Genomic DNA, 16,300 nt, shown 5'->3' on the forward strand with positions numbered 1-16,300 from the left:
ACGCCGGGCGCGATCTAGGCTCACCCGTATGAGCGACGTCCGCCGGCTCACCCCGCGCACCGATGCGGTGCTGGCCGATCCCGACGTCGCGGCAGCCGTCGAGCGGCTCGGGCGCGACCGGGTGAAGGCGCTGGTGGCCGATGTCCTCGACACCTGTCGTAGCGGCGGGCTCCGGCCCGAGGAGGTGGTGGCCACGGTCGTCGCCTCGCTGCCGGGCTCGCCGGTGTCGCTGCGGCGCGTGGTCAACGCGACCGGCGTCGTGGTGCACACCAACCTCGGCCGGGCGCCGCTGTCCTCGGCCGCGGTCGAGGCCGTGACGGTGGCCGCGGGCGCCACCGACGTCGAGCTCGACCTCGTCGCGGGCACCCGCGGTCCGCGGGGAGAGGCGACCCTCGCGGCACTGGCCGCCGCCGTGCCAGACGCCGGGCGGGTGCACGTGGTCAACAACGGCGCGGCGGCGCTCGCGCTCGCCGCCTGCGGGCTGGCCGCCGGCCGAGAGATCGTCATCGCCCGTGGCGAGCTGGTCGAGATCGGCGACGGCTTCCGCATCCCCGAGCTGCTGGAGTCGGTCGGCGCCCGGCTGCGCGAGGTCGGCACCACCAACCGCGTGCGGGTCGAGGACTACGAGCGGGCCGTCGGCCCCGACACGGCCTTCGTGCTCAAGGTGCACCCCTCGAATTTCCGCGTGGAGGGGTTCACCTCCACCGTGCCGGTGGCCGGGCTCGCGGGGCTGGGCGTGCCCGTCGTCGCCGACATCGGCTCGGGCCTGCTCAGACCCCACCCGCGGCTGCCCGAGGAGCCCGACGCGGCGACGACGCTGCGGGCGGGCGCCTGCCTGGTCACGGCGTCGGGCGACAAGCTGCTCGGCGGACCCCAGTGCGGACTGCTCCTCGGCGATGCCGCGCTCGTGCTGCGGCTGCGGCGGCACCCGCTGGCGCGGGCGATGCGGGTCGACAAGCTGACGCTGGCCGCCCTCGAGGCGACGCTGACCGGGCCACCGCCGCCCGTCGCCCGCGCCCTCGACACCCGGCCCGAGGACCTGCTCGCCCGTGCCCGGCGCATCGCCTCGCAGCTCGACGCCGAGGTTGTGACCTCGCAGGCGGCCGTCGGCGGTGGCGGCGCGCCCGGCGTCGTGCTGCCCAGCGCCGCCGTGGCGCTGCCGGCCGAGCTCGCCGCACCGCTGCGGACCGGCGCCGCACCGGTCGTCGGCCACGTGAACGAGGGCCGGCTGCTGCTCGACCTGATCGCGGTGGATCCCGCCGACGACGCCGTGCTGGTCGACGCCGTGCGGGCATGCACGTCGTAGCCACCGCCGGGCACGTCGACCACGGCAAGTCGACGCTGGTGCGTGCCCTCACCGGCGCCGAGCCCGATCGGCTACCCGCGGAGCAGCGACGGGGGCTGAGCATCGAGCTCGGCTACGCCTGGACCGAGCTGGGCGGCCACGACGTGGCGTTCGTCGACGTCCCCGGTCACGAACGGTTCGTGGCCACCACCCTGGCCGGGCTCGGGCCGGTGCCGGCGGTGATGTTCGTCGTGGCCGCCGACGACCCGTGGATGCCCCAGGCCGAGGAGCACCTCGCCGCACTCGACGCGCTCGGCGTGAGCCACGGCGTCCTGGTCGTCACGCGTGCCGACCTGGCCGATCCCGGCCCCACCCTGGCCCTGGCGCGCCGGCGGCTCGCTGCGACCTCGCTGGCCGGCGTGCCCGAGGTGGTGGTCAGCGGCCGGACCGGCGAGGGCCTCGACCGGCTCCGCAGCGCCCTGGCGGGGATGATCCCCACTCTCGCCGAGCCCGACCCCGCCGCCCCGGTGCGGCTCTGGCTCGACCGCGCGTTCCACGTGCGCGGCACCGGCACGGTGGTCACCGGGACCCTGCAGGCCGGCACGCTGCGGGTCGGCGACCGGCTGGCGTGGCACGAGGAGCAGGTGCGCATCCGCGGCCTGCAGTCGCTGGAACGGCCCGTCGAGACCGTCAGCGGCGTCGCCCGGGTGGCACTGGCCCTCGGCGGCCACGTCCCCGACGGCCTGGACCGTGAGAGCGTGCTGGTCACGCCGGGCGCGTTCGGTGACATCAGCGTCGTCGACGTCGCCGTGGCGGGCGACCCACCCGGCCGGCCGCTGCTCCACGTCGGCGCCACCGCCACCTCGGTGCAGGTACGCCCGCTGGCCGACGGGTACGCCCGGCTGCGACTCGAGCGGCCCCTCCCGCTCGTCGTCGGCGACCGGGTGCTCCTGCGCGACCCCGGCGCCCGCACGGTGTGGGGGGTCGACGTGCTGGCCCTCGACCCGGCGCCGCTGCGCCGCCGTGGTGCCGCCGCGCGCCGAGCAGCCGAGCTCGCCGACGGGCCCTTTGAGCCGCCCGTGGCCGTCGTCGACGAGCCGGAGCAGCGAACCCCTGCGCTGACTCCCCGGCTCTCCGAGGCCGCCGCCATCATCCGCGAGCACCTCGCAGGCTTCGACGCCCCCGACGCCACCACCCTGGCCGACCTTGGTCTCGACGCCGCCGACCTCGCCGCCCTCGGGGCGGACGGTGAGCTGCTGCGTCTCGACGCTCGCACGGTGATGCTGCCGGGCTCCGACGAGCGCGCCGTCGAGGTGCTGGCCACGCTGCCCGCGCCGTTCACCACCAGCCAGGCGAGGCAGGCGCTGGGCACCAGCCGCCGGGTCGTGCTGCCGCTGCTGACCTACCTAGACCGCACCGGTCGCACGGTGCGGCTGGCCGATGACACCCGGCGGATGCGAGCCCGCTGAGCGGGTACCGGCCGCCCATGCCTGCCAAGAAGAGCCCCGGCCCGTCGGTCAAGGACGCCGAGATGTACGAGGCGCTGCGCGAGGACGGCGCCAGCAAGCAGAAGGCGGCTCGCATCGCCAACGCCGCCGCCAACTCCAGCCGCAAGGCCGTCGGCAAGAAGGGCGGCCGGTCGGGCACGTACGAGGACTGGACCAAGGCCGACCTGGTCGAGCGCGCCAAGGAGATCGGGATCCCGGGTCGCTCGAAGATGTCGAAGGACGAGCTGATCGAGGCGCTGCGCGACAGCTGAGCGCAGCTGCGGGGGCGGCTCCCCGGCGGGGTCAGCTGCTCCCGGCCGCGGCGCGGAGTCGCTCCAGCAGCGGGCCGGCGGCCTCGGCCAGGAACCGGTCCTGGGTCTGGTCGCCGATCTGCACCAGCGCGACGTCGGTGAAGCCGGCCTCCCAGAACGGCGCCACCTTGGCCACGATCTCGTCCAGGTCGGGCCCGCACGGCATCGCCTCGGCCACGTCCTCGGGACGGACGAACTGCGAGGCGCCCGCGAAGCCGGCCGGCGTGGGCAGGTCGGAGTTGACCTTCCAGCCGCCGGCGAACCAGCGGAACTGCTCGTGCGCCCGCTCCACCGCGGCGTCCTTGGACGAGGGGTCCCAGCTGATCGGGATCTGCCCGATCGCGCGCGCCGACCCCTCGCCGCTCCCGATGTCGGGCACGTCGGGGATCGCGTTCCACGACGCGACGAGGTCGGCGCGGGGCTCGACCGCGACGAGGTGGTCGGCCAGCGGCGCGAACCGCTCGATGCCCTTGTCGCCGCTGGCGGCGACGGCGATGGGCACCCCGCCGTCGGGACAGTCCCAGATCCGGGCGGAGTCGACGCGGTAGTGCGCGCCGTCGAAGGTCACCAGGTCGCCGGTGTGCAGCTCCCGGATCACCTGCATGGCCTCGACCAGCATCTGCTGGCGTGCGTCGACCGAGGGCCAGCCCTGCCCCACCACGTGCTCGTTGAGGTTCTCCCCCGCCCCCAGCCCGAGGGTGAACCGGCCGTCGGCCAGCAGCTGCAGCGTCGCCGCCTGCTGGGCCACCACCGCCGGGTGGTAGCGGATCAGCGGGCAGGTCACGTACGTCATCAGCTCGACGCGCTCGGTGGCGTGGGCCACCGCGCCCAGCACCGTCCAGGCGTACGGCGCGTGGCCCTGCTCGGTGAGCCAGGGCGAGAAGTGGTCGCTGGAGACCTCGAAGTCGAACCCCGCCTCCTCGGCGGCCACCGCGTAGCGCACCAGGTCCTTCGGGCCGCTCTGCTCGGTCATCAAGGTGTAGCCGAATCGGGTCATGGGCGCTCGGTTCCCGCCGTTCGGGCGGGCATGCCCACCCCTCGGGCGGGTACGCATCCGCCATGGACGCAGATCGCAACGAAGCCATCCAGAACGTCGTCGACCGGGTCAGCTCCTACCAGGACGGCGCCCCGGAGGGCACGGTGGAGAAGGAGCTGCGCTCGGGTGCCGACGAGGCCGGGCTCGAGCTCAGCGACGCCGAGGTCAGCGCGCTGGCCCAGGCCATCGAGCAGCACGGCGGCGACGTCTCGGTCGCCGAGGTGCTCGGTGAGTGACGGCCACACCCCGCCCAAGGGCGTGCAGCAGGTGGGCAAGCGCGCCGTCGGCTGGATCGAGGACGGCAAGGCCGGGCGCAACTTCACCGACGTCGGGCGCCACCGAGCCCACCAGCTGGCCGACGGCAAGGCGCTCTCCGACGCCGAGGTGAAGAAGATGCAGGCCTACTTCAAGCGACACAAGGTCGACAAGGCGGCCGACGGGTTCAAGCGCGGCACCAAGGGCTTCCCGTCGGCCGGCCGCGTGGCCTGGGACGCCTGGGGCGGCGACGCCGGCGAGCGCTGGGTGCGCGGCATCGACCTGTGACGTCGGTTCGCACGTGCGGGTGGGGATACCGCGGGCGCGCACGGGTACCCAGCCGGGCATGAGTGACCTGAACGGGAAGACCGTCGCCATCATCGCCACCGACTTCTTCGAGGAGGCCGAGCTGGTCTCGCCGCGCGACGCGCTGCGTGAGGCCGGCGCACAGGTGCGCATCTACTCCACCAAGAACGAGCCGATCCAGGCGGTCGAGGGCGACACACAGCCCACGCAGAAGGTCGAGGTCGACGGCACGCTGGACCAGCTCGACGTCGACACCGTCGACGCCGTCGTGGTGCCGGGCGGCACCGTCAACGCCGACCGGATGCGCGTCGAGGAGGACGCCCGCGCGATCGTCCGGGCCGTGGACGCCGCCGGCAAGCCGCTGGCCGTCATCTGCCACGGACCCTGGCTGCTGGTCTCGGCCGGCCTGGCCCAGGGCCGCCGGCTCACCAGCTACGCCAGCCTCGCCGACGACCTGCGCAACGCGGGCGCCGAGTGGGTCGACGAGGAGGTCGTCGTCGACGAGAACCTGATCACCAGCCGCGATCCCGACGACCTGCCGGCGTTCATCGAGGCCATCGAGAAGGCGCTCACGGAGAGGGTGTCGGCATGAGCGAGGAGAACGCCCACGACACCGTCATCGACCTGATGCGTCAGGCGCACGTGGCGATGCTGACGCACGTCGACGCCACCGGATCACTGGTCTCCCATCCGATGGCCACCCAGGACGTCGACTACGACGGCACGCTGCGCTTCATCGCCCGCCGCTCCAGCGACAAGGTGCAGGACCTCCTGGACCACCCGGCGGTCAACGTCTCCTACGCCGGCAGCGGTTCGTGGCTCTCGGTGGCCGGCACGGCGAAGATCGTCAACGACGAGGCGAAGCTGGCCGAGCTGTGGGACACCTTCACCGACGCCTGGCTCGAGGGCGGTCCCGAGGACCCCGAGAACGTGCTCATCGAGGTCGAGCCCGGCACCGCGGAGTACTGGTCGGCGCCGGGCGGCAGCAAGGTGACGCAGCTGGTGAACCTGGTGCGCACCCGGCTGAGCGGTGAGCGGGCCGAGGGCGAGAACGAGGTCGTCGACCTGTAGGTGACGCTGACCCGTCGCCTCGGCGTCTGCCGCGGCGACGGGTCGGCGGCCTACTTCTTGAGGAACGCCACCAGCGCGTCGTTGAACTCGCTCGCGTGGCTGACGTTGAGGCCGTGCGGACCACCCTCGACCACGACGAGCTCGCTGCCGTCGATGGCCTCGTGCGTCAGCTTGCCGGAGCCCTCGAACGGCACGATGCCGTCGGAGTCGCCGTGGATGACCAGGGTGGGCACGTCGACCTTGGTCAGGTCGTCGCGGAAGTCGGTGGTGCCGAAGGCCTCCATGCAGCCCACCGCCGCCTCCTGGTCGGACTGGCGGCACATCCGCACCGCGTCCTGACGCTGGTCCTCGCTGACCTTCAGCTCGTCACCGGCGGAGAAGAACTGGGTGGTGAAGTCGTCGAAGAAGGCGTCGCGGTCGTCCTTGAGGCCCGACTCCATCTCCTGGGCCGCCTCCTCGGTCAGCGGCCCGTCGGGGTTGTCGTCGCTCTTGAGCAGGTAGGGCGGCACGGCGGCGGCGAAGACCACCGAGTGCAGCTTCGAGGTGCCGTGCTTGGCGGCGTAGCGCGCCACCTCACCGCCGCCCATCGAGAAGCCGACCAGGCTGACGTCGTTGAGGTCGAGCTCGTCGATGACGTTGCTCAGGTCGTCGGCGAGGACGTCGTAGCCGTAGGAGTCGCCGGGGTCGGAGTCGCCGAAGCCGCGGCGGTCGTAGGCGATGACCCGGAACCCGGCGTCCTTGAGCGCCGGCACCTGCTCCGACCACGACTCCCCCGAGAGCGGCCAGCCGTGGATCAGCACCACCGGGCGGCCGTCGCCGCCGGAGTCGCGCACCTTGAGGTTGTGTCCGTCGTCGGCCATGGAAGCTCCTTCGGTTCAGCGGAACGGTCTGCGTCGAGCAAACCGCGCCCGTCCGCTGGTGGCAACCACCCCGGGGGTGGCCCCGAGCGGCGCCTGGAGGGGCCCCTCAGGCGTGCGTCTCGTGCTCGTGGTCGGCGTGACCGGCGGCCTCGAACTGGATGGTGGAGTGCTCGATGTCGAAGTCGCGGTCCAAGCAGTGCTGCAGCTCGTCGAGCATCGGGGCCAGGTGGCCGTCGCGGAAGCAGGAGTCGTCGACCACCACGTGCGCGGTGAGCACCGGCAGGCCGGTGGCGACCCGGCTGGCGTGCAGGTCGTGGACGTCGTGCACGTGCGGATGGGCCACCAGGCGCTGCCGTACCTCGGTCAGGTCCAGGCCGGGCGGCGTGCTCTCCAGCAGCACGTTGAGGCTCTCGGCCAGCAGCCGCAGGGTGCGCGGCACGATGAGCGCGGCGATGATCAGCGAGGCGACCGCGTCGGCGCGGGTCCAGCCGGTGGCGGCGATGACGCCGGCCGCCGCGAGCACGGCCACCGAGCCCAGGGCGTCGTTGGTGACCTCGAGGAAGGCGGCTCGCAGGTTGAGGTTGGCCGACCGGCCGCCGGCCAGCACGGCCAGCCCGACCAGGTTGCCCAGCAGTCCCACCACGCCGAAGACGACCATCGCTCCCGAGGTCACCTGCGGCGGTGCGACCAGCCGGTGCACGGCCTCGACCAGCACGAAGCCCCCGACCGCGAGCAGCACCGCGGCCTGCGCGGCCGCGGCCAGCACCTCGGCGCGCTTGAAGCCCCAGGTGCGTGCCTCGGTGGCCGGCCGTCGGGCCAGGCCCGCGGCGACCAGCGCCAGCGTCAGCCCGGCGACGTCGGTGAGCAGGTGCCCGGCGTCGGCCAGCAGGGCCAGGCTGCCCGAGACCACGGCGCCGACGACCTCGACGACGAGCACGGTCAACGAGATGGCGAGCACGAGGGCCAGTCGGCCCCGATGGTCCGGCGTCGCGTGCGCGTGGTCGTGCCCCACGCCTCCAGGGTAGGGGCCTGCCGGTACGATGAGGCAGGAAAGGGAGTAGTCCCCAACAGCGGCGTCGACATGCTGATCCGTCTCCCACCAGGGAGGATCCGGCGCCGCGGGCCATGCAGCGTCGTGGCGGACGAGACTTTCGACCAGTTGCCGCAACGTTCGGGCGCCTGGTCGAAGGGACGTCCCCGACCGGGTCGCAGCCCTCCGGCCGGCGCCGGAGAGGGACCGACCGTGGAAGCCTTCCTGATCAGTACCGCCGTCATCTTCGTCGCCGAGCTGGGCGACAAGAGCCAGCTGATGGCCATGACCTTCGCCACGCGCTACAAGGTGCGCGACGTGCTCGTCGGCATCACCGTGGCCACCGCCCTGGTGCACCTGGCCTCGGTGGGCATCGGCTACTGGATCGGCGACGCCTTCGCCGGCTACCAGCCGACCATCGAGGTGATCGCCGGCATCGCTTTCTTGGGCTTCGCGCTGTGGACGCTGCGCGGCGACAGCCTCAGCGAGGAGGAGGAGGCCAAGGCCGCGTCGAGCCGTGGCATCGCGCTGGTCGCGGTGGGCACGGCGTTCTTCCTGGCCGAGCTGGGTGACAAGACGATGCTGGCCACCATCACGCTGGCCACGCAGGAGGGCTGGTTCGGAACCTGGATCGGCTCGACGCTGGGAATGGTGGTCGCCGACGCGCTGGCCATCGGCGTCGGCGCGGTGCTCGGCCGCAAGCTGCCCGAACGCGCGATCACCTACGGCGCCGCCGCGCTGTTCGCGATCTTCGGTGCCCTGCTCATCGGGCAGGGAGCCGGCTGGCTCTGAGCCGGCCGGCCCCGACGCGGGCAGCGGTGACCCGCGGTCCGATCGCGCGGCACACCAGGTAGATCAGGAACGAGATGGTGGTGACGTAGGGGCTGATCGGGACGTCGCTGCCCAGTGCCAGCAGGATGCCGCCGACCACCGAGACGACCCCGAACCCCATGCTCAGCAGCGGCACCAGCCGCGGTGAGGACGTCACCCGCATCGCGGCCGCCGCCGGCGTGCAGATGACGCTGAGCACCAGCAGCGCACCGATCACCTGGATCGAGATGGCCACCGCGAGCCCGAGGACGAGCATGAACAGCGGCGAGAGCAGCGCGACGGGCACGCCGCGCGCGGCCGCCAGCTCGGGGTCGGTGCTGGCGAAGGCGAGCGGGCGCCACATCACCAGCAGGGCCACCACCACCACGGCGCCGGTGGCCAGCAGCCAGGCCAGCTGCGGGTCGTCGATGGCGACGATCTGCCCCGTGAGCAGCCCGAACTTGTTGGCCGACCGGCCCTGGTAGAGCGAGAGGAACAGCACCCCGAGCCCGAGCCCGAACGGCATCAGCACGCCGATGATCGAGTTGCGGTCGCGGGCGCGGCTGCCCAGCCCGCCGATCACGGCGGCCGCCAGCAGCGAGCCGACCAGCGAGCCGGCGACGACGTTCGCCCCCAGCAGCAGCGCCCCCGAGGCGCCGGCGAACGACAGCTCGGAGATCCCGTGCACCGCGAACGGCAGGTCGCGCATCATCACGAACCAGCTGACCAGTCCGCCCACCAGGCCCAGCGCGGCCCCGGCGAGCAGCGAGTTGTGCACCAGGCCGAGCAGCTCGCCGTAGTCGGAGAAGTCGAAGATCCGCTGCCACACCTCAGCCATGGGCGGCCTCCTGCACCTGGCCGCGGTGGTCGTGGTGGTGCTCGTGGTGATGGGCGTTGTCGGGGGTGTCGGGGATGCCGGCGACCAGGATCCGGCCGCCGGTGCGCACCACCTCGATCGGGGCGTCGTAGAGGTCGCTCAACGTGCCTGAGGTCAGCACCTCCTCGACCGTGCCCACCGAGAAGCGGCCGCCGGCGAGGTAGAGCACCCGGTCGACGTACGGGAGCACCGGGTTGATCTCGTGGGTCACGAACAGCACGCCCGAGCCGTGCTCGCGACGGCGACGGTCGACCAGCGTGGTCACGGTGCGCTGGCTGGCCAGGTCCAAGGACAGCAGCGGCTCGTCGCACAGCAGCAGGCTCGGGTCGGCCACCAGCGCCTGGGCGATGCGCACCCGCTGCTGCTCACCGCCGGAGAGCACCCCGACCGGCACGTCGGCGTACGACGTCGCCTCGACCGCCTCGAGGGCGCGGGCCACCTGGTCCCAGCCGACCCGGCCGGGTCGGCCGATGCCCCACCGGTGGCCGTCGAGCCCCTGTCGCACCACGTCCTTGGCCCGCATCGGCGTCGTCGGCTCGAGCCGGCGCTGCTGCGGCACGTAGCCGATCGCCCGGTCGCCACGCCGCGCGGGCCGTCCCCCGACGCGCAGCGTGCCGCTGGTCAGCGGCTGCAGCCCGAGCACCGCGCGCAGCAGGCTGGTCTTGCCCGAGCCGTTGGCGCCGAGCACGGCGACGAACTCGCCCGGCTCGACGTCGAGGTCGAGACCGGACCACAGGACACGACCGTCGTAGCCGAGCGCGGCGTCACGCAGCTCGAGGACGGCACTCACGAGAGGGCTTTCTGCACGGCAGCCAGGTTGCCACGCATCCACTCCAGGTAGTCCTCGTGTGCCGGCAGCGTCTCGGTCACCGGCACGACGGCGACCCCCGCCTGCCGCGCCGCCTTGAGCACGGACTCGGTCTCGGCGCCCGACGTCTGCTCGTTGTAGGCCAGCAGCTGCACGCGGTGGCCGCTGAACAGCGCGAGGGTCTGCTGCAGCACCTGCGGCGAGACGTCGGTGCCCTCCTCCACCGCCTCGCTGAAGTCGGCCGGCGTCTGGTTGACCAGCCCGCACGCGCTCAGCAGGTAGAGGGGCACGGGCTCGGTGATCGCCACTCCGACCCCGGCGTGGGCGGCCTTGACCGTCGCCTCGGTCTGCTCCAGCTGCTCGAGCTGGCCGCGGAAGGTGGCGGCGTTCTTCTCGTACGTGGCGCGGTGGTCGGGGTCCGCCTTCGACAGTGCGGAGGCCACCCGGTCGGCGACCTTCGCCACCGTCGGGAAGTCGTACCAGACGTGCTCGTTGAGCTCGGCCCCGCCGCTGGCCTTCTTCCCCGAGATGTCCACCGCGTCCAGGACGGTGACGCCGGACTTCTGGTGCGCCTTGAGCATGCGGTGCACGAAGTCGTCGTAGCCGCCGCCGTTCTCCACCACCAGGTCGGCCTTCGAGACGGCCAGCTGGGTCCGGGCGGAGGCCTCGTAGGAGTGCGGGTCGGCCGAGGGGTCGGTGATGATCGAGGTGATCTGGACCTCCGAGCCGGCCAGGTCGCCCGCGACGTGCTCGACCACGCTGCCCCAGACGTCCGTGGAGGCGACCACGTCGACCTTCGCGTCGCTGCTCGATGACGAGGAGCCGCAGCCCGCGGCCAGCGCGAGAACGAGAATCGTTGTCAGCGCCAGGGCGGGTCGTCGGAGCGCCGGTCGCTTACTGGGAATGATTCTCATGAGCGATAACGTACACCGAACATGAGAATCATTCCCAGTTGGGCCGTAGGGTGATCCCATGGCGGTGACCAGAGCGACGGCGCAGCAGAGCATCGTCCGCGACGCCTTGCAGGCCCACGACGGGTTCCGCAGCGCGCAGGACGTGTTCGCCGACCTGCGCGCGGCCGGCCACCGAATAGGACTCTCGACGGTCTACCGGCACCTGCAGTCCTTCGCGGCCCAGGGCATCGCCGACGTCATCCACGACGGCGACGGCGAGGCCACCTACCGCTACTGCGGTGAGTCCCACGTCGGCGAGCACCACCACCACCTGGTGTGCCGCCACTGCGGACGCGCCGAGGAGGTCGAGGGCGGGCCGGTCGAGCGGTGGGCGGCCCAGACCGCACGCCGCTTCGGCTACGTCGAGCTCGACCACACCGTGGAGCTCTTCGGCGTCTGCGGCAACTGCCGGAGCTACCTCCCGAGCTGATTCCCCGGGCTGGGCCGACGGCTCAGACGCCGGCCACGGTCGAGGTGCGGACGGCGTCGGGTGCGGCCTGCGGGTGACCGAACAGGTAGCCCTGGGCGAACCGGGCACCGAGCCGTCGCAGCTCGGCGGCCTCCGCCTCGGTCTCGACGCCCTCGGCCACCAGCTCGGCGCCGACGTCGCCGGCGAAGGCGATGAGTGCGCGCGCCACTGCTCGGCGGCCGGCATCGAGGTGCACGTCGCGGACGAAGGCGATGTCGAGCTTGACGATGTCAGGGTTCATCCGGGTCACGTGCTGCAGGCTGGCGTAGCCGGCCCCCGTGTCGTCGATGGCCAGCCGCAGCCCGCGCTCACGCAGTCCGGCGAGTACGTCGAGCAGGGCCGGGTAGTCGCTGACCCGCTCGTGCTCGGTCAGCTCCACCACCACCTGGCCGGGGTGCTCGGCCACTGCACGGGTGAGCAGGCCGAAGGCAGCCGGCGAGATCAGGGCCTGCGGCGAGAGATTCACCGAGAGGTAGCACCCGTCCGGGACGATCGGCATCAGTCGCAGCGCCTCCTCGGCGGCCTGCAGCTCCAGCTCGACGCCCATGCCCAGCCGGGCCGCACGCTCGAAGACCAGGTCGGGACGTCGCGGATTGTCGTTGGCGTCGGTGAACCGGCTCAGCGCCTCGAACCCCAGCGGCCGTCCCGTGGCCAGGTCGACGATCGGCTGCAGGTGGATGGCCCGGCGCTCGGGCTGGACCGAGAGCTCGAACTCGGCCAGCTGCTGGCGCCGGGACCGCTCCCGCTGCTGCTCGTGGCTCAGCTCCACGCCGATCAGCTCGGCCAGGACGCGCAGTCCGGCCAGCTGGGTTGACGACACCTCGCCGCCGGAGTCTCCCGAGAGCCCGCACAGCGTGCCGTAGAAGGTGCCGTCGGGCAGGGTGACCGGGGTGCCGCAGTACGAGCGGGCACCCAGGAGCTCGGTGACGCGCATCGCCGCGGTGGCCGGATGGGCCCGCAGGTCGGGCACCGACGCCGGGATGATCCCGTCGAGGAGCAGCCCGCAGTAGGTCTCCGACCGCGGCAGCTTCTCCCCCTCCTGCAGCGGCGGGGCGCCCGGACCGGCGTCGACGTAGACCACCGTCTCGGTCTCGCACGTCATCTGGGTCAGGTAGGCCAGGTCGGTGTCGAGCACCCTCCGCGCCGAGGAGAGCAGCCGCCGCACGGTGAACGAGGCGGCGCCAGCGTCGTCGCCGACCCGCCTGGCCTCGACCCGGCCGAGGCGGTCGAGCAGGAGGTCGGTCGCGCTGCGGTGGCGTAGGGCGAGGGCCAAGCCGGCCGTGGCACCCACCAACGACTGCACCGCGCACAGGTCGGACTGGTCGTAGGCGCTCTGCTCGGGCGTGCGCCCCACGTAGACGGCACCGAGCACCTCGCGGCCGTCGAGGATCGGGACGCCGAGGAAGGCGCCCGTGTGGTTGCCGATCGCCTCGATCAGCCGCAGGCCGTCGGGGGTGAGCGGCGACGACGGGTCCACGATGTCGGTCCATCGCTCCAGCTGCACCGGCTCCCCGGCGAGCACCCTGCCGAGCAGGCCGTCGGGTCGCGGCAGCAGGTTCATCACCGCGACCGTCTCGCGGCTCAGGCCGTGCTGGGCGATGACGACGGGGCGCCCATCGGCGCCCACGAGCAGCGCGAGCGCACCCCAGGAGTCGGTCAGCTCGGCCGCGGATTCGGCGAGTCGCTGCATGAGCCCCTGCTCCGTGCGCTCGCTCACGAGCGCAGCGGTCCGGGCTACCGCGCGGGACCTGTCCACCTGACCAGGGTAAACAGACCTTCGCATTTCGGGCAGCGATCGTCTGGATTCCTGTCGGAACGTCCGTGAGGCCGTGCCGGCGTCACCAGGCGACGACGACGCCTCGATGGTCAACGAAGTGCAGGCCACCGCGGCCCGCGTACGCCTCGATCACCTCGGCCAGCCCCGACGTGCTCTCCTCGACGCTCAGTGCCGCCTCGGGACCACCCAGGTCCGTACGCACCCAGCCCGGAGCCAGCAGCAGCAGCGTGTGTCCGTCCTCTGCGAGCTCGTCTGCGCGGCGGGCCGCGAAGCTGCGCATCAGCTGGTTCAACGCCGACTTGCTCGCCCGGTAGATCTCCCATCCGGTCACCCGGGTGTTGTTGGCGATGCTCCCCTGCCCCGACGAGGTCACCGCGAGCGTGCCGCCGGGAGAGACGAGGTCGCGGAACTGCTCGATGAAGCGCATCGGGCTGAGCGCGTTGGTCACCATGACGCGCTCGAAGGTCTCCGTGGAGACGTCGGCGATCGTCTCCCAGCGGTCGTGGGTGGTGCCGGCGTTGACCAGCACCAGGTCGAACGCGGCGCCGGCCGGCTGGTCGTGCAGCTGATCATGAAGCTGGTCGTGCAGGGCCCGCACCCGGCCCGGGTCGTCGATGTCGACCTCCGCGATGTGCACGCGGCCGTCCGCGCGGTCCGCCAGGTCGCTCAGTGCCTCGTTCGTCGCGCTCCGGCGGGTGGCCGTGACCGACCAGCCCCGCTCCACCAGCCGCTCGGTCAACCCGAGCCCGAGACCCTTCGACGCCCCGACGATCAGGGCCTGCTTCGACGCCATCGCTCCACCTCATCTACTCATCGCTTGTTGAGCCAACCTAGCTCGTCGCTCAACATCTGTAGAGTCGACCGCGTGCCGTCGTCCCCCACCCGCGCCGAGCAGCGGGCCGCCAGCGCGCGACGCATCCTCGACGCCGCGCGCGCCGAGTTCGCCGCCCACGGCTACGAGAGCACCACCATCCGCGCCGTCGCCGCCCGCGCCGGCGTCGACCCCGCCCTGGTGATGCAGCACCACGGGTCGAAGGCGGCCCTGTTCCGCAGCGCCGCGCGCCTCGACGCGGTGACGTCCGAGGAGGTCGGAAGCCATCTCGACGACGTCGTGGCCTCCCGCGTGGCCGGTCTGCCGCCCGAGCTGCACGCCCTGGTCCGCTCGATGCTGACCGTTCCCGAGGCCACCGACGCGATGCGCGAGTACCTCGACGACCGGGTGGCCAACCTCGCCCGGTCGACGCCCGGTCCGGACGCCGAGCTGCGCGCCGCCCTCACGGTCTGCGCGATCCTGGGGCTGACGCTCGGCCGCCACTTCCTGCGCCTCGGGGCCCTCGAGCAGGGCTCCGCCGAGGACGTCTCCCGCGTGGCCCGGGCCTGGCTCGCGGCGAGAAGCGAAGACGCGGAGCCGCCCGAGGACCGACCCGAGGACTGACCCGAGGACTGACCCGGCGCCGACGGGGTGCCCTCAGACGCTCTCGCGGCCCCAGGTCACGGCGTCGCGCACGACGGCGGGCAGGGCCTCGACGACCGCGCGGTCCAACCGCAGCCCGAGGGCGTCGTTGAAGGTCGAGAACGCCAGCCGCAGCACCACGAACAGTGTCGCGGCGAAGATCTGGTCGTCGTCGAAGCCGGCGGCGCGCAACGCCTCGAGGTCGGTCTCTGTCGTGGAGTTGGGGTCACCGACGACCTGACGGGCCCAGCGTGCGAGCACCCTCTCCTGCGCGGTGAGCGCCTCGTCGTCACCGCGCAGGACGCTCGCCGGCACCTGCGGGTCCTCGGCCCAGCCGGCGAGCTTGCCACCCCAGGCGTACGCGCACGCCGAGTCGCCGAGCGTGGCCGCGGTCGCGGTGGTCAGCACCCCGCGGTGGCGCAGCGACAGCCCGCCGAAAGCGGCGGCACTGCGCTGGAGGGCGAAGAGCTGGTCGAACGCACCCGGCATCCGGGCCCAGAGCTTGGTGACCGTGGAGACGTAGCCGTCGTCGTCCAGGTCTTCTCGGCGCATCTGCTCGGCGGTCTCGTTCGGCGGGTACGCGGACAAGAAGCTGCCGGTGAAGGCGTCGTCGTAGGACTCCGGGAGGTCGAGCCGGCGGCGGGCGGTGAAGCCGGCGACGTCGATCTCCGCGCGCAGCGGCAGTCCCTCGCGCACTCGCTCGCTCGCCAGCTCGACGCAGCGTCGGTGAAACTCCTCGGCGCCGACCTCACCGATCGCCTCGTACGCGGGTCCGGTCGAGGCGAGCGCCCGCGCGTACGCTTCGGGGTCGGCGAACTCCCAGGCGAACGGGATGCTGATGCGCTCGACGTCGGCGAACCCGGCCTCGACCAACAACCGCTCCCCCACCCCCGGCCGGCCCATCTGGTTCATCGCGGCCTGGTTGCTCACCGTGGGCGCCGCGGCCAGGGCGAACGGCGCGAGCGACCACGCGCCGGGCGAGGCCTTGATATGACCCCACACGGTCATCGCGAACCGACCACCGGGTCGCAGCACGCGCAGCGCCTCGGTGAGCGCATCTGGCGTCGTGGCCCATACGCCACGGAAGCTGGTCACGACGTCGAAGCTCGCCTCAGGCCACGGCAGGTGGTTCATGTCGCCCACGCGGAGGTCGCCGTCGGGGTTGCGGTCGCGCGCGATCGCGACCAGCCGGGGCGAGGCGTCGATGCCGGCGACGTCGGCGCCGCGCAGCGACGCCAGCTCCAGCGCCAGGCCCGCACCGCAGGCGAGGTCCAGGACGCTGTCGCCCGCCTCGAGGCCAACGGCTCGGTGCAGGCTCAGGTACTCACGGACGTTCGACGGCTCGCTGAACGTCGCGAAGTCGGCCGCCAGCCGGCCCCAACCGGCGTCGACCGTCTCCCACTGCTCCATGCCGGCGATCATCGTGGCTGGCGCCGGGTCCGGCAATGGGGCGCTTGAGCGAATCGCTGGAGCCCCTCCATGCCATCGGCCGGAGATGAACAGCCGCTACCA

19 protein-coding genes are annotated in these 16,300 nt (G+C 72.8%); 10 read left to right on the forward strand and 9 right to left on the reverse strand.

The genetic code is table 11. The features are described 5' to 3' along the window. The first annotated feature begins 28 nt into the window (after positions 1-28). From selA to D9V37_RS06925, 3 genes are read left to right on the forward strand one after another with little or no spacing between them, the layout of a single operon-like run. Positions 29-1,306 (forward strand): L-seryl-tRNA(Sec) selenium transferase, encoded by a 1,278-nt coding sequence (gene selA / locus D9V37_RS06915; protein ID WP_121805409.1) that lies wholly within the window; start codon positions 29-31, stop codon positions 1,304-1,306. Then, entirely contained in the window at positions 1,294-2,754 is a 1,461-nt protein-coding gene (locus D9V37_RS06920) for a selenocysteine-specific translation elongation factor (RefSeq protein WP_121805410.1), read from the forward strand. Before selA ends, D9V37_RS06920 begins: the two co-directional genes overlap by 13 nt. A gap of 17 nt (positions 2,755-2,771) precedes the next feature. Beyond that, positions 2,772-3,044 carry a DUF7218 family protein gene (locus D9V37_RS06925; RefSeq protein WP_121805411.1) on the forward strand — a complete coding sequence of 91 codons (273 nt, stop codon included), beginning with the start codon at positions 2,772-2,774 and terminating at the stop codon, positions 3,042-3,044. A 31-nt stretch (positions 3,045-3,075) separates the two neighbouring features. On the opposite strand, the gene D9V37_RS06930 is transcribed toward D9V37_RS06925, so the two are convergent. Further along, positions 3,076-4,080, reverse strand: a complete 1,005-nt coding sequence (locus D9V37_RS06930; protein WP_121805412.1) for a TIGR03557 family F420-dependent LLM class oxidoreductase — start codon at positions 4,078-4,080, stop codon at positions 3,076-3,078. A gap of 62 nt (positions 4,081-4,142) precedes the next feature. On the opposite strand from D9V37_RS06930, the gene D9V37_RS06935 reads away from it, so the two are divergent. The 4 genes from D9V37_RS06935 to D9V37_RS06950 are packed head-to-tail and all read left to right on the forward strand — an operon-like array spanning position 4,143 to position 5,751. Next, on the forward strand, positions 4,143-4,355 hold the full coding sequence (locus tag D9V37_RS06935; RefSeq protein WP_121805413.1) for a hypothetical protein: 213 nt from the start codon (positions 4,143-4,145) through the stop codon (positions 4,353-4,355). Next, positions 4,348-4,662: a hypothetical protein gene (locus D9V37_RS06940; RefSeq protein WP_121805414.1), complete on the forward strand. Its 315-nt coding sequence runs from the start codon at positions 4,348-4,350 to the stop codon at positions 4,660-4,662. Before D9V37_RS06935 ends, D9V37_RS06940 begins: the two co-directional genes overlap by 8 nt. Before the next feature lie 58 nt (positions 4,663-4,720). Next, complete coding sequence (locus tag D9V37_RS06945; RefSeq protein WP_121805415.1) at positions 4,721-5,272, forward strand: type 1 glutamine amidotransferase domain-containing protein; 552 nt, start codon at positions 4,721-4,723, stop codon at positions 5,270-5,272. Further along, positions 5,269-5,751 carry a pyridoxamine 5'-phosphate oxidase family protein gene (locus D9V37_RS06950; RefSeq protein ID WP_121805416.1) on the forward strand — a complete coding sequence of 161 codons (483 nt, stop codon included), beginning with the start codon at positions 5,269-5,271 and terminating at the stop codon, positions 5,749-5,751. Before D9V37_RS06945 ends, D9V37_RS06950 begins: the two co-directional genes overlap by 4 nt. A 50-nt stretch (positions 5,752-5,801) precedes the next feature. On the opposite strand, the gene D9V37_RS06955 is transcribed toward D9V37_RS06950, so the two are convergent. Then, entirely contained in the window at positions 5,802-6,611 is an 810-nt protein-coding gene (locus D9V37_RS06955; protein WP_121805417.1) for an alpha/beta fold hydrolase, read from the reverse strand. A 106-nt stretch (positions 6,612-6,717) separates the two neighbouring features. Further along, positions 6,718-7,623, reverse strand: coding sequence for a cation diffusion facilitator family transporter (locus D9V37_RS06960; protein WP_121805418.1), 906 nt, complete (start codon positions 7,621-7,623; stop codon positions 6,718-6,720). Between the two features lie 231 nt (positions 7,624-7,854). On the opposite strand from D9V37_RS06960, the gene D9V37_RS06965 reads away from it, so the two are divergent. After that, entirely contained in the window at positions 7,855-8,433 is a 579-nt protein-coding gene (locus D9V37_RS06965) for a TMEM165/GDT1 family protein (protein WP_121805419.1), read from the forward strand. Here D9V37_RS06965 and D9V37_RS06970 read toward each other — a convergent pair. From D9V37_RS06970 to D9V37_RS06980, 3 genes are read right to left on the reverse strand one after another with little or no spacing between them, the layout of a single operon-like run. Next, a complete protein-coding gene (locus D9V37_RS06970) occupies positions 8,405-9,289 on the reverse strand; it encodes a metal ABC transporter permease (RefSeq protein WP_121805420.1) in 885 nt (294 codons plus the stop codon). The two genes, D9V37_RS06965 and D9V37_RS06970, sit on opposite strands and share 29 nt — an antisense overlap. Beyond that, positions 9,282-10,118, reverse strand: coding sequence for a metal ABC transporter ATP-binding protein (locus tag D9V37_RS06975; RefSeq protein ID WP_198412428.1), 837 nt, complete (start codon positions 10,116-10,118; stop codon positions 9,282-9,284). Before D9V37_RS06975 ends, D9V37_RS06970 begins: the two co-directional genes overlap by 8 nt. Then, the gene (locus D9V37_RS06980; protein WP_121805422.1) at positions 10,115-11,050 is read right to left on the reverse strand and encodes a metal ABC transporter solute-binding protein, Zn/Mn family; all 936 of its coding nucleotides are present in this window, start codon (positions 11,048-11,050) and stop codon (positions 10,115-10,117) included. Before D9V37_RS06980 ends, D9V37_RS06975 begins: the two co-directional genes overlap by 4 nt. A gap of 58 nt (positions 11,051-11,108) precedes the next feature. Here D9V37_RS06980 and D9V37_RS06985 point away from each other — a divergent pair, with 58 nt between their 5' ends. Beyond that, positions 11,109-11,519, forward strand: coding sequence for a Fur family transcriptional regulator (locus D9V37_RS06985; RefSeq protein WP_121805423.1), 411 nt, complete (start codon positions 11,109-11,111; stop codon positions 11,517-11,519). Between the two features lie 22 nt (positions 11,520-11,541). Here the strand turns inward: D9V37_RS06985 and D9V37_RS06990 are convergent, their stop codons facing one another. Beyond that, positions 11,542-13,275, reverse strand: coding sequence for an EAL domain-containing protein (locus tag D9V37_RS06990; protein ID WP_158604399.1), 1,734 nt, complete (start codon positions 13,273-13,275; stop codon positions 11,542-11,544). Positions 13,276-13,396: 121 nt separating this feature from the next. After that, positions 13,397-14,128 (reverse strand): SDR family NAD(P)-dependent oxidoreductase, encoded by a 732-nt coding sequence (locus D9V37_RS06995; protein ID WP_121805425.1) that lies wholly within the window; start codon positions 14,126-14,128, stop codon positions 13,397-13,399. 72 nt (positions 14,129-14,200) lie between these two features. Between D9V37_RS06995 and D9V37_RS07000 the strand changes: the two genes are divergently transcribed. Further along, complete coding sequence (locus D9V37_RS07000; RefSeq protein ID WP_121805426.1) at positions 14,201-14,770, forward strand: TetR/AcrR family transcriptional regulator; 570 nt, start codon at positions 14,201-14,203, stop codon at positions 14,768-14,770. A 33-nt stretch (positions 14,771-14,803) separates the two neighbouring features. On the opposite strand, the gene D9V37_RS07005 is transcribed toward D9V37_RS07000, so the two are convergent. Continuing rightward, positions 14,804-16,198 (reverse strand): methyltransferase domain-containing protein, encoded by a 1,395-nt coding sequence (locus D9V37_RS07005; protein ID WP_158604400.1) that lies wholly within the window; start codon positions 16,196-16,198, stop codon positions 14,804-14,806. Between the last annotated feature and the right edge of the window lie 102 nt (positions 16,199-16,300).

It is taken from the genome of Nocardioides mangrovicus (genome assembly GCF_003674065.1).
Lineage (GTDB): Bacteria > Actinomycetota > Actinomycetes > Propionibacteriales > Nocardioidaceae > Marmoricola > Marmoricola mangrovicus.

Coding starts and splice junctions, on each gene's coding strand:
- D9V37_RS06935 (WP_121805413.1), top strand. CDS start 4,143: ATGGACGCAGATCGCAACGAAGCCATCCAGAACGTCGTCGACCGGGTC.
- selA (WP_121805409.1), top strand. CDS start 29: ATGAGCGACGTCCGCCGGCTCACCCCGCGCACCGATGCGGTGCTGGCC.
- D9V37_RS06970 (WP_121805420.1), bottom strand. CDS start 9,289: ATGGCTGAGGTGTGGCAGCGGATCTTCGACTTCTCCGACTACGGCGAG.
- D9V37_RS06985 (WP_121805423.1), top strand. CDS start 11,109: ATGGCGGTGACCAGAGCGACGGCGCAGCAGAGCATCGTCCGCGACGCC.
- D9V37_RS06980 (WP_121805422.1), bottom strand. CDS start 11,050: ATGAGAATCATTCCCAGTAAGCGACCGGCGCTCCGACGACCCGCCCTG.
- D9V37_RS06955 (WP_121805417.1), bottom strand. CDS start 6,611: ATGGCCGACGACGGACACAACCTCAAGGTGCGCGACTCCGGCGGCGAC.
- D9V37_RS06930 (WP_121805412.1), bottom strand. CDS start 4,080: ATGACCCGATTCGGCTACACCTTGATGACCGAGCAGAGCGGCCCGAAG.
- D9V37_RS06995 (WP_121805425.1), bottom strand. CDS start 14,128: ATGGCGTCGAAGCAGGCCCTGATCGTCGGGGCGTCGAAGGGTCTCGGG.
- D9V37_RS07005 (WP_158604400.1), bottom strand. CDS start 16,198: ATGGAGCAGTGGGAGACGGTCGACGCCGGTTGGGGCCGGCTGGCGGCC.
- D9V37_RS06920 (WP_121805410.1), top strand. CDS start 1,294: ATGCACGTCGTAGCCACCGCCGGGCACGTCGACCACGGCAAGTCGACG.
- D9V37_RS06950 (WP_121805416.1), top strand. CDS start 5,269: ATGAGCGAGGAGAACGCCCACGACACCGTCATCGACCTGATGCGTCAG.
- D9V37_RS06925 (WP_121805411.1), top strand. CDS start 2,772: ATGCCTGCCAAGAAGAGCCCCGGCCCGTCGGTCAAGGACGCCGAGATG.
- D9V37_RS06945 (WP_121805415.1), top strand. CDS start 4,721: ATGAGTGACCTGAACGGGAAGACCGTCGCCATCATCGCCACCGACTTC.